The 10533-nt window shown below is 63.5% G+C and carries 8 protein-coding genes and 2 pseudogenes; 6 read left to right on the top strand and 4 right to left on the bottom strand.

From position 1 onward, the window contains the following. Nucleotides 1–615 precede the first annotated feature (615 nt). Complete coding sequence (gene ltrA, locus A8G15_RS05460; protein ID WP_068156305.1) at nucleotides 616–2076, top strand: group II intron reverse transcriptase/maturase; 1461 nt, start codon at nucleotides 616–618, stop codon at nucleotides 2074–2076. Nucleotides 2077–2183: 107 nt separating this feature from the next. Continuing rightward, nucleotides 2184–2660 (top strand): annotated as a pseudogene (locus A8G15_RS05455) (transposase); the annotation flags it as partial. Nucleotides 2661–2739: 79 nt separating this feature from the next. Here A8G15_RS05455 and catA read toward each other — a convergent pair. The 4 genes from catA to A8G15_RS05435 form a co-directional block, all read right to left on the bottom strand. Next, nucleotides 2740–3591, bottom strand: a complete 852-nt coding sequence (gene catA, locus A8G15_RS05450) for a catechol 1,2-dioxygenase (protein WP_068156301.1) — start codon at nucleotides 3589–3591, stop codon at nucleotides 2740–2742. Between the two features lie 322 nt (nucleotides 3592–3913). Further along, nucleotides 3914–4450, bottom strand: coding sequence for a flavin reductase family protein (locus A8G15_RS05445; RefSeq protein WP_169833858.1), 537 nt, complete (start codon nucleotides 4448–4450; stop codon nucleotides 3914–3916). Nucleotides 4451–4507: 57 nt separating this feature from the next. Beyond that, nucleotides 4508–5308 (bottom strand): alpha/beta fold hydrolase, encoded by an 801-nt coding sequence (locus tag A8G15_RS05440; protein ID WP_068156296.1) that lies wholly within the window; start codon nucleotides 5306–5308, stop codon nucleotides 4508–4510. Next, nucleotides 5305–6570: an LLM class flavin-dependent oxidoreductase gene (locus A8G15_RS05435; RefSeq protein ID WP_068156294.1), complete on the bottom strand. Its 1266-nt coding sequence runs from the start codon at nucleotides 6568–6570 to the stop codon at nucleotides 5305–5307. Before A8G15_RS05435 ends, A8G15_RS05440 begins: the two co-directional genes overlap by 4 nt. A gap of 191 nt (nucleotides 6571–6761) precedes the next feature. On the opposite strand from A8G15_RS05435, the gene A8G15_RS05430 reads away from it, so the two are divergent. From A8G15_RS05430 to A8G15_RS05415, 4 genes and pseudogenes are all read left to right on the top strand, one after another. Next, complete coding sequence (locus A8G15_RS05430; protein ID WP_245687711.1) at nucleotides 6762–7688, top strand: LysR family transcriptional regulator; 927 nt, start codon at nucleotides 6762–6764, stop codon at nucleotides 7686–7688. 115 nt (nucleotides 7689–7803) lie between these two features. Then, nucleotides 7804–9086 (top strand): annotated as a pseudogene (locus A8G15_RS05425) (IS256 family transposase). 190 nt (nucleotides 9087–9276) lie between these two features. Continuing rightward, nucleotides 9277–10038 carry an alpha/beta fold hydrolase gene (locus tag A8G15_RS05420; protein WP_068156287.1) on the top strand — a complete coding sequence of 254 codons (762 nt, stop codon included), beginning with the start codon at nucleotides 9277–9279 and terminating at the stop codon, nucleotides 10036–10038. Between the two features lie 85 nt (nucleotides 10039–10123). Then, nucleotides 10124–10533, top strand: a 410-nt coding sequence (locus tag A8G15_RS05415; protein WP_245687710.1) for an acetoacetate decarboxylase family protein, incomplete at its 3' end; no start/stop codon positions are given.

Raw genomic sequence — 10533 nt, 5'->3', positions numbered from 1 at the left:
GAGCGCCACGAGGCGCTGTTGAACCGAGTGGGGGTGAGAGACCACCACGGCCGTGCTGTCGCAGCAGCACGGTGAAGCTGAGGGCAGCCTGATCCCCGGGACGGGGGTGCGGGTGGAAGCAGCCCTGACAACGACGAGACGCGTCAGCACTGCCAGATCTCGTGGGCTCGGCTAGCAAGACGGGAAGGCGTACGTGAGGAACCAGCGGCTGAACGCCCCTCAAGAGAGCCTCCGGCTCGAACCTGGTGGATCTGGGCCGGTTAGCAGCGCGCACCTGCAGTTCGCGTCCAATGACGCCGGACTGCGGGGAACTCCTTGGCTGGGTGATGTCGCCGGTCGGGAGGCCGTGGTGAAGGCCTGCGGCGTAGCCGCGGCGACGCTGCAGGGGCATAGTTGGGCGCCGACCCCGTCGAACGGTTCGGCAGTGAACGTGGGAACCACCGCGATGGCCCCCTACCCGGTCAGCAGCCTGCTGGCCGGCGGGAAGGCTCGTCGTCGGCTGATGCCGTCGCGGTGGGGCGGAGGACCCGTAGTAGTCCGAGGCCGGGAAAGCCGGTCACATGGCGAAGGGGTCCAGCGTGTTCGCAGCAACGAAGCACTCTCAGGAGTCCGCTGGTGAACACCGGCGAACCGAACCTCGATCTCTTCCCCGAGCGGGAGGAGGCCGAGTGGCGGGTACTGAGGATGCAGAAGAAGCTGCACCGGTGGGCGACGGAGGATCCCGACCGTCGCTTCGATGACCTCGCCAACCTTGTCTACGATCCGGCGTTCCTGGTCGTGGCGTGGCACAGGGTGCGGGGAAACAAGGGAGCACGAACAGCAGGTGTCGACGGGGTTACTCCCCGCGGCGTCGGTTGGGCGGTAACCGATCTGCTGGCCGGGGTCCGCGAGGACCTGAAGGCTGGGAGATTCACGCCGCTGCCGGTGCGGCAGAAGACGATTCCCAAGGCGGCGGGCAAGGTCCGTTCGCTGGGGATTCCGACTGCTCGTGACCGGGTCGTGCAGGCTGCGTTGAAACTGGTGCTCGAGCCGGTCTTCGAGGCGGATTTCAAGCCGTGTTCCTACGGCTTCCGTCCTCGTCGCCGTGCCCAGGACGCGATCGCCGAGATTCACTACCTTGCATCACCTACCCGGAACTACGAGTGGGTGTTCGAGGCGGACATCAAGGCATGCTTCGACGAGATCGACCACACCGCCCTCATGGGGCGGGTGCGCAGGCGCGTCGGGGACAAGCGGGTCCTGGGCTGGGTCAAGGCGTTCTTGCGGGCCGGGGTCCTCACCGAGGACGGCCTGAACCGCGAGACGATCACCGGCACACCTCAAGGTGGGATTCTCTCGCCGCTGCTGGCCAACATCGCCCTGTCCGTGCTGGACGAGCACTTCGCCGCCAAGTGGGAAGCACTCGGCCCGGAGTGGACACGTGCCAAGCATCGGCGCGCCGGGGGTGCGGTCATGAAGCTCGTCCGCTACGCCGACGACTTCGTAGTCCTCATCCACGGCCAACGCGCCGACGCAGAAGCGCTGTGGGACGAGGTCGGCGCGGTGCTCGCACCGATGGGCCTACGCCTGTCGACCGAGAAGACGAGGATCTGTCACATCGATGAGGGGTTCGACTTCCTCGGCTGGCGCATCCAGCGCCGTGCTTGGCGGAGCCGGACCGGCAAGAAGGCGATCTACACCTACCCGTCGAAGAAGTCGTTGGCTTCGATCATCGGCAAGGTGAGAATGCTGACGCGCCGTGCAACACATCGAACGCTCGCAGACCTGCTGCGCCGGTTGAATCCGACGCTGCGGGGCTGGTGCACTTACTTCCGCCATGGAGTGTCCTCGCGGACCTTCGGCTACCTCGACCATTTCGCCTTCTGGCGGGTCGTGGGCTGGCTCCGCAAACGACACCTCGGGCTGAACATGCACACCCTGGTCCGGCGCTATCTGCCCGGATGGCACATCCGTGCCGGCGGAATCGACATGTTCCGAGCAAACGCGGTCGCCATCGAGCGCTATCGCTATCGGGGCACCAAGATCCCGACCCCGTGGTCGAGTGCAACAAAGCCTGAACCTGTCCCAGCGGCATGAATACGTGGAGAGCCGGATGCGGTGAAAGTCGCACGTCCGGTTCGGAGGGCGGGCCGGGGAAACCCACTAGCCGAGAGGCTGGCAGGGCGCCCCGGTCCGACCCCTACACCGAACACCGCACCGATGAAGGGAAGCTGTATATGTGTGCCGTCAAGGACGTCTACTCGAATCGGATCGTGGGCTATTCGATCGGTGACCGGATGAAGTCGCGACTCGCTGTCGCCGCGCTCGAGTCGGCAGTTTCCCGACATGGCTCGGTCGCGGGATGTGTGGTGCATTCCGATCGCGGATCGCAATTTCGTAGCCGGAAATTCGTCCGTTCCCTCGACCGCCACGACCTGGTTGGCTCGATGGGGCGTGTTGGCGCGGCCGGCGACAACGCCGCCATGGAATCGTTCTTCGCGCTTCTGCAGAAGAATGTCCTCGACCGGCAACGCTGGGCCACACGCGAGCAGTTGCGCATCGCGATCGTGACCTGGATGGAGCGGACCTACCATCGGCGTCGACGCCAGGTCCGGCTGGGCCGATTGACGCCTGTCGAGTTCGAGGCCATTATGACCACGCCAGCCGCACAGGCTGCGTGACCCGATCTGTCACCTATCCGTGCAGCAGTCCCAACCGCACTCTCGTTCGGATGTGATCAGGCCGCAGCCGCGGTCCGGATCACGCTTCCGGGTCGAGCACGAAGTTGTAGGTCACCTCGGCGATGCCGTCGGCGTTGGGCTGCGGATCCAGAATGAGCTCGGGCTTGACGGCCGTGGCGACGTCGTCCTCGACCCACTCGCCGCCCTTGAAGTACAGCTGGGTGGTGATGGCGCGCTTGCCGGGAGCCTTCACCATGAGGTGCAGGTGGGCCGGACGCCAGGGGTGTCCGCCGTAGGAGCTGATGAACCAGCCGGTCGGTCCGTCGGCCGGGATCTTGTAGGGAGCCGGCTTGAGCGTGGTGATCTCGAAGTTGCCGTTCTCGTCGACCTCGACGGTGCCGCGCAGGTTCCACTCGGGGATGCCGGGGGCGAATTGCGAGTAGAAGCCCTCTTCGTCGGCGTGCCACAGCTCGACGGTGGCGCCGTGCAGGCCGTTGCCCTCGAGGTCGGTGACCTGGCCCTTGAAGACCAGCGGCGGCGCGACCTTGTCCTTCTCGCGCATCGGCATCGTGCACTTGGCCGGGAGCTTGGGGCTGTTCGGGACGTAGTAGGGGCCTTCGATGGAGCCCTTGGTGCCGGTGAAGCCCTTGCGGTTGTAGTGCACCTTCTCGATCTCGTGCTCGACGAAGACGTCCAGCCACAGCGGCCACTCGCCGTACTCACCCACGTCGATGAGCCACTGCTTGAGCACCCGGTACTCGTCGTAGGTCACCTGGTGCTTGTCGACGATGCCGGCGAGAGCGTCCAGCAGGTCCTTGTAGATCGCCGACGCGCGCTCGACCGAGGTATCGGACGTGACCCGCTCGGACTTGAACTTGTCGGTCGCAGCATTGCCGGACCCGTGGGCGGTGGGGTTCTCCATGGTGGTCATGGCTCTCCTCGTGAAGGACTGAACTGTACGAAATGAATCCATCCGAGACATGGAGGCGTAGTGCCACTATCCTGCGTTCGAACGGAGAGTGAACTACCCGTCTCTTGCCCGGGGTGAAGAGGTATCGTCCAAACCTGCTGCAGTACATCAGCATTAGTGAGTCCAGGAACACTCGACACCGATGCATAGCTGGGCTTGGCCCGAACCGTTGCGCTGCGCCGTGCAGGACCATGCATCGCTTTCGCTAGCTAAAGGGTATGGGCGTCATACCAAAAATCGTCTTCAATGACGGCGGGCAGCGGACGCCGAACGGACGGGTTGTTCAGTCCGGTGTGCCGCTCCCGTGCAATTGGGAAGTTTGTCCGCGGTAGTACACCAGGGGCCGGTTGTCGCTGAAGTCGACGTGGGTGACGCGGCCGATCATGCCGAGATGGTCGCCGGCTTCGAAAACATGGTCCTGTTCGCACAGGATCGTGGTCACTGCGTCCTTGATGGTGGGGATGCCGTGGTGGTATTCCCATTCGCCGACTTCGAATTTCGCTCCGTCGATCCGGGCAAATCCGTGGCAGATCTCGGCTTGGTCCTCGGCAAGGACGTTGATGCAGAAGCATTCGCTGCGGCGCAGTTGGGCGAATGTCGATGAGCCGGAAAAGGCGAAGAATGCCACCAGAGGCGGGTCGAGGGAAACCGAGGTCAAAGAGCCGATGGTCATCCCGACCGGTTCCCCGTCACAGAGAGCAGTCACCACTGCGACCGAGGTCGGTACACGGCCCATGGCCCGGCGAATCGTTGCCGCATCCACGTCTTGGTCCTTGTCCTGTGGAAGAGCGCGCATTGAATGTTGCACTGCGGTGGTCATAGTTGGTCTCCTGGTCTCTCGGGGACCCGGCAGGGATGACATCGGCATCTGCTCGGGTCAGAGGAGGAACTTGTCGACGGCCTCGAGGGTTTCGTCGAGCTTTTCCACCTGAGGAATGTGCCCACAGTCCTCGATGATGGTCACGGTGCTGTCGGCGATGAGTTTGTGGAACTGTTCGGCGTAGATCGCGGAGACGAGTCGGTCCTCGCGGCCCCACACGATCAAAGTTGGTGCGACGACGCGGTGCAGTCGGTGACGCAGACCCCGGTCGGGGATGGGCCAGGCAAACTTGCCGGTGCATCCGAAGGCCCACACCATGGCGGCCGCGGCAGCCTGCTGTTGTTCGATGTCATCAGATGGTGCGAGCATCGCCTGGGCTGCCGGGCTGGTGGGGTCGTGGAACAGCAAGGCCGGTAGCTGCTCGGGCGGGGTGGCGATCCAGTTCGCCGTCGGGGCAGCCTCGCTCCACAGTCCGATCGGATCGAGCAGAATCAGTTTCTCCGGCAACGCCGGGAACGCGGCAGCGAGTTCGGCCGCGAGCATGCCGCCGAAGGACTGCCCGACCACCACGGGGCGATCGAGTCCGAGCGCGCGGATCAGTTCCTCGTAAGCGAGCACCATGTCGCTGAGGGTGTCGATGGTATGGATGGCATATGGATTGCCGTCGGTGGTTCCAGGGAACTCCGGAGCGTAGACGGTGTACCGCGAGGCCAAATGGGACAGGAATGGATCCCATGCCAGGCCCGCAGCCGGGTGCAGATACAGCAACGGCGTTCCGGCGCCGGCGATCTTGACGGTGATGGTCAGTCGGCCGCCCCAGACGTCGACGGTCTGTTCGGTAATGGTCGGAGTGCTCATCGGGCGTTCGCTCCTGCCTGCGTCGCGGTGGTGTAGGAGATGGGGGTGCCGCCGAGCCGGCGCGGCCACCAGTGATGCTGATGATCGGTATCGGTCCACAAGGTGCGCAGACGGGGCAGCACTTCTTCGGCGAACAGTTGGATGTTCTTCATCACCAGGTGGCGAGGGAGGGAGCCGAAGCCCAGCATGGCGTGGAGGTTGCCGATGCCGTATTCGCGGCAGAAGTCGAGTAGTTGCTCGGCGACGGTGTCGGGGCTGCCGACTACGACTACTCCCGCGTCGACCAGGTCGCGGAAGGTGGCGGTGCGCATGCGGTGGTACAGACCGAAGTCGCCGGGATCCTTGATCAGAGCTTTGACGCCGTTGATGTCGATAGCTCCGGGCAGACCGAGCTTCTCGATCGGAATCGAACCCAAACCTTTCCGGAACGCGTATTCGGCGTGCGGGCCGTACTCGATCTCGGCACGCTCGTCCGTTTCGGAGACGGCAATGGTCTGCAAGAACCCGATACGGTAGGGATTTCGGGCCACCCCCGCCTCGTCGGCTTGTTCCCACATCCGGTCGAAGATGCGCTTACCGGTCAGTTTGGCACCGAACCAGCTCAGATAATTGAACCCGAAGCCACGATCGAAACACATCCGCATGGTGCGGGGGTTGCCGATCCCGGTGATCCACACCGGGACGTTCTCCTGCAGCGGCCGTGGCCACATGTTCACCATCGGGTACTGCGAGTAGCGACCGTTCCAAGCGAACGGATCCTGCTCGCGCCAGGCACGCAGCACCAATTCGAGGTTCTCGTCGAAGCGGGGGCGGACCTCGATGGGCGGGACACCGTTGTTGATGTTGGCGTCGTAGCTCAACCCCACGGTCAGCCCGGCCACCAGGCGACCGCCGCTCATCACGTCGATCATGGCGTACTCTTCCGCGGCGCGGAGCGGCTCGCGGGCCTTGCCCAACGACCGGCCCATCGGGTACACCGCCACCTCGAGCCCTTCGGCCTCGGTCATGTAGGCCAGTGCACTCGAGATCAGATCCGGATTCGGGATCATGTCGTAGCTGCTTTGACCATGCTCGGTGACCGCCACACCATCGAAACCACTGCGCGCACCGTGCATCAGCTCGTCCATGAAGTCCCGAATCGACGAGTACATCCCGTCCCGGGTGACGAGCGAGTACGGAATGCTGCACACCGACTCGTACTTGCTCTCGAAATCATCCGGAAGGTACCGGTACGGCGCCTGCAGGAACAGGTTGACTTTCACGTTTTCTCCTTCGCCAGAGGGACGGGCCGATAGTTGTCCCGGAACCGAGAGCGTTTCCTTGCTTGTCCGCTCTGTGATCCACCTCTCATGTCGAAGGCTATGGACAGGCCATCTAGATGTCCAACACTTGTTTTGTGAGCCATTGAGATTTTCTGTGTCTGAATACAGAATTAGGTATGGAGATGCGCCACATGAGGTACTTCAGCGCGGTCGTCGAGGAGGGTAACTTCACCCGGGCCGCCGAACGGTTGTCCATGGCTCAGTCGCCGCTGTCCCAGCAGATCCGTGCACTCGAACGCGAACTCGGCGTGCAGTTGCTCGAACGCACCACCCGCTCGATCACGCTCACCGCAGCGGGCCGGGTGTTCTACGACCGGTGCGTTGCGCTGCTCGACGACGCCGAAGACGCCATGGAATCCGCACGAAAAGCCGATCGCGGGGAAATGGGCGCACTGTCATTGGGATTCACCGGATCGGCCACCTACGATCTGATGCCCAATCTGGTGCGGGCCTACCGTGAGCGCAATCCCCTCGTCGAACTCACCCTGCGCAGCGAAATGCTCACTCCAGCTCAGGTCGATGCGCTGCTCGACGGCACCTTGTCCGTCGGCCTGCTGCGCCCTCCGGTGAAAAGTCCCGGCATCATCGTCGAGCTGCTCCGTCATGAACCACTCTTGGTCGCCTTACCGGTACAACATCCTCGTGCCATCGCCACTGCGATGGACCTGCGCGACCTCACCGCGGAGGCCTTCATCGGCTACTGCGACCCCTCCACCATGCACGACACCCTGATCGCCGCGTGCGAACAGGTAGGCTTCGTCCCTTCCGTTCGCCAACAGGTAGCCGAGACCTCCACCCTGGTTGCCCTCGTCGCTGCAGGCCTCGGCGTCGCACTCGTACCGGAATCGGTACGCCATCTACGCATGAACGGAGTTACCTACCGTCCATTGAGGACCCCGACGATGACCGTGCCCCTGGCGTTGGCCTACCGCGAAGACACCATCGCCCCCCTCATCCGCCGCTACCTCGACACCGCTCGCACAGTCCTGCGCAGTAAGAAGCTCCTCGACCCGATCCCTCACGTCGACACCTTCGGCCAGTACATCGACACGCTCTGAAATCGACTCGACGCTCCGGTGGTGCCTTTACGGCATTGCGACGCCCGCTCCCCCGGCCGATAGGTGATCGGGACTGTAAGAACAACGGTGTAACTCTGAAAGGAGATGCACCACCATGACTGATGTGATTGATCGTGAGGACGAATCGAACTCGGCACCTGTGGGTGTCAGCGATGCCCGGCTGCAGGAACTGGTGGATCAGGCGCGGGCCGAAGGCCTCCAGCTCACCGGCGAGGGCGGGTTGCTGGCGAAGTTGACCAAGCTGGTGGTGGAGTCCGCCCTCGAGGGCGAGATGGACGACCACCTCGGCTACGGCAAGAATGACCCGGCCGGCAGGGGCAGCGGCAACTCCCGCAACGGCAGACGCGCCAAGACCGTGCTGACCGAGGCCGGCCCGGTCGAGCTCGACGTACCCCGGGACCGGGAGTCCTCGTTCGAGCCGAAGATCGTGGCCAAGCGGCAGCGGCGGCTGACCGGGGTGCAGGACATGGTGATCTCGCTGTCGGTCAAGGGACTGACCACCGGTGAGATCTCTGCGCACCTGGCCGAGGTCTACGGCGCCGAGGTGTCCAAGCAGACGATCTCGACGATCACCGAACGGGTGATGGACGGCATGGCCGAGTGGCAGAACCGGCCGCTGGACCCGGTGTATCCGGTGCTGTTCATCGACTGCATCCACGTCACGATCCGCGACGGCAACGTGGCCAACCGGCCGATCTACGTCGTGATGGGGGTGACTGTGGACGGCACCTGCGGCATCCTCGGATTATGGGCCGGCGAGCACGGCGACGGGAGGGGGCGAAGTATTGGCTTCGGGTGTTGTCGGAGCTGAAGAATCGTGGTGTGCAGGATGTGCTGATCGTCGTGTGCGACGGTCTGAAGCATCTGCCCGACTCGATCGGGCAGGTGTGGCCGCAGACCATCGTGCAAACCTGCGTGGTCCACCTCCTCCGCAATACCTACGCCTACGCCTCCCGCACGGACTGGGCCGAGATCGCCAAGGACCTCAAACCGGTGTACACCGCGCCGTCGGAGCAGGCCGCGCTGGACCGGTTCGCCGAGTTCAGCGACAAATGGGAGAAACGCTATCCCGCGATCATCCGGCTCTGGACCAACACCTGGGCCGAGTTCGTGCCGTTCCTGCAGTTCGACAACGCCATCAGACAGGTCATCTACACGACCAACGCCATCGAGAGTGTCAACGCCCGAATCCGCAGGGCCGTCAAGGCCCGCGGTCATTTCCCGACCGAGGCCGCGGCCCTGAAATGCGTGTACCTGGCCATCATGAGCCTCGATCCCAAAGGCACCGCCCGCCAACGCTGGTCCAACCGCTGGAAGGCAGCACTGAACGCCTTCGAGATCACCTTCGACGGACGCCTGTCCGCTGGACGAAAGTAGCTACAGTTCAACCAGTTACACCGTTAACTTGACAGACCCGGCCGGCGGGCTGTCGACCAGCTCGGGGGCAGCCCCTCTCCAGAGGGCTAGTTATTCGATTGCCAAATCCTCCCCCTCTTGTCGCGGAGATCATATAGTTGTGTCAACCATCCCGCCCGAGCGATCGCTCGGGTCAACCTAAGGAGAAGGTATGGCGGACACACCTAGAGTTCGAACGGAAGGCTCCGGCGAAGCACGAGTACTCGTCCTGCATGGATGGGCGCTGGATAGCTCAGTATGGGCAGCGACCCAGCTCGAGACGAATCTCGAGGAGTTTACCTACGCGTACTACGACTTCCCAGGCTATGGGCCGGACGAGTCACTTGGCCGAGACTCGGCTGAGGGGATCGACGGGATGGCCAGAGGGGCACTGTCTGCGGCCGATGCTCTGGGGTGGGATTCGTTCGCAATTCTTGGACATTCGATGGGTGGCGGAACCGCCCTCCGCGTTGCAACGATGGAGCCCGACCGTGTCTCGGCTGTTGTGGCGCTGACACCGGTGTCCCCCTTCGGAACGCCGTTTGACGAGGCCACTTATGCAGGGTTTCAGTCGGCGTACGCCGACCCTGCGCCCACGCTCGGTGGTCTCGGGCCCCACCTGAGTCCGGCTCAACTTCAGAACATCGCCACACGGTCCCAACTACTCCTGAACAAAGAGGTCTGGGATGCCTACTTGGCAAACTGGAGTGGCGCCGCTTTCGGCTCCGAATTGGCGAACTTCCGAGGACCCGTGACACTCGCATACGGCGACAGCGACCCGTTCGTGACGAAGGACTACCTGGCCGAAACGGCATCCGCACTGCCCAACGCGAACCTGGTAGCGATTCAAGACGCAGGCCACTACCCGGTGATCGAGCAGCCCGTTCAGACTGTGCGCCTTTGGGAAGACGCCCTTTCCAACAGGGAGAAGTGATGGCGACATGAGCAAAGTTCCGTACCGTGGGATGCCTCCGACCATTTGGGCTCCCGAGACTCCGCAGCTCATCCGTGATGCCCGCATGCTCATCACCGGTTACGAGGCCGACCGGGCTGCCCTTGAGGAGATCCTGCCGCCGGGCCTGACCCCCCACGCCAATAACACCGTGCAGATGAACATGTACGAGATCGAACCCGATCAGAGCAGCGGCTTCGGCGGCTTCTCGCTGACCTACTTAACGGTCGAGATTGAGGGGCACGACAGCTTGGCAGCTGACGGGAACATGGCGATCCCGGGGCGCTACTTCGCGTACTACTGGAACAGCTCGCCGCGTGTTATTTCGTACGCTCGAGAAGGCGCCGGAATCCCGGCGATGCCAGGAGTGCGCTCCACGACAAGCGACGGCAACAAGTTGACCTCGACCCTCAGCGTCGACGGAAGTCCGGTAATCGAGGTCCAGGCGAACGTCACAGAGGTCAAGCCCCAGAAGGT

This window comes from Rhodococcus phenolicus, from assembly GCF_001646785.1.
In the GTDB taxonomy this organism is placed as follows: Bacteria; Actinomycetota; Actinomycetes; order Mycobacteriales; family Mycobacteriaceae; genus Rhodococcus; species Rhodococcus phenolicus.
Note: the sequence above shows the minus strand (reverse complement) of the source record. Positions and strands in the feature narration are given on the sequence as shown.

Bases quoted from the DNA above. Each gene is read 5' to 3' on its own strand.
- catA (WP_068156301.1), bottom strand. From the start codon at position 3,591: ATGACCACCATGGAGAACCCCACCGCCCACGGGTCCGGCAATGCTGCG.
- A8G15_RS05445 (WP_169833858.1), bottom strand. From the start codon at position 4,450: ATGACCACCGCAGTGCAACATTCAATGCGCGCTCTTCCACAGGACAAG.
- A8G15_RS05440 (WP_068156296.1), bottom strand. From the start codon at position 5,308: ATGAGCACTCCGACCATTACCGAACAGACCGTCGACGTCTGGGGCGGC.
- A8G15_RS05430 (WP_245687711.1), top strand. From the start codon at position 6,762: ATGAGGTACTTCAGCGCGGTCGTCGAGGAGGGTAACTTCACCCGGGCC.
- A8G15_RS05420 (WP_068156287.1), top strand. From the start codon at position 9,277: ATGGCGGACACACCTAGAGTTCGAACGGAAGGCTCCGGCGAAGCACGA.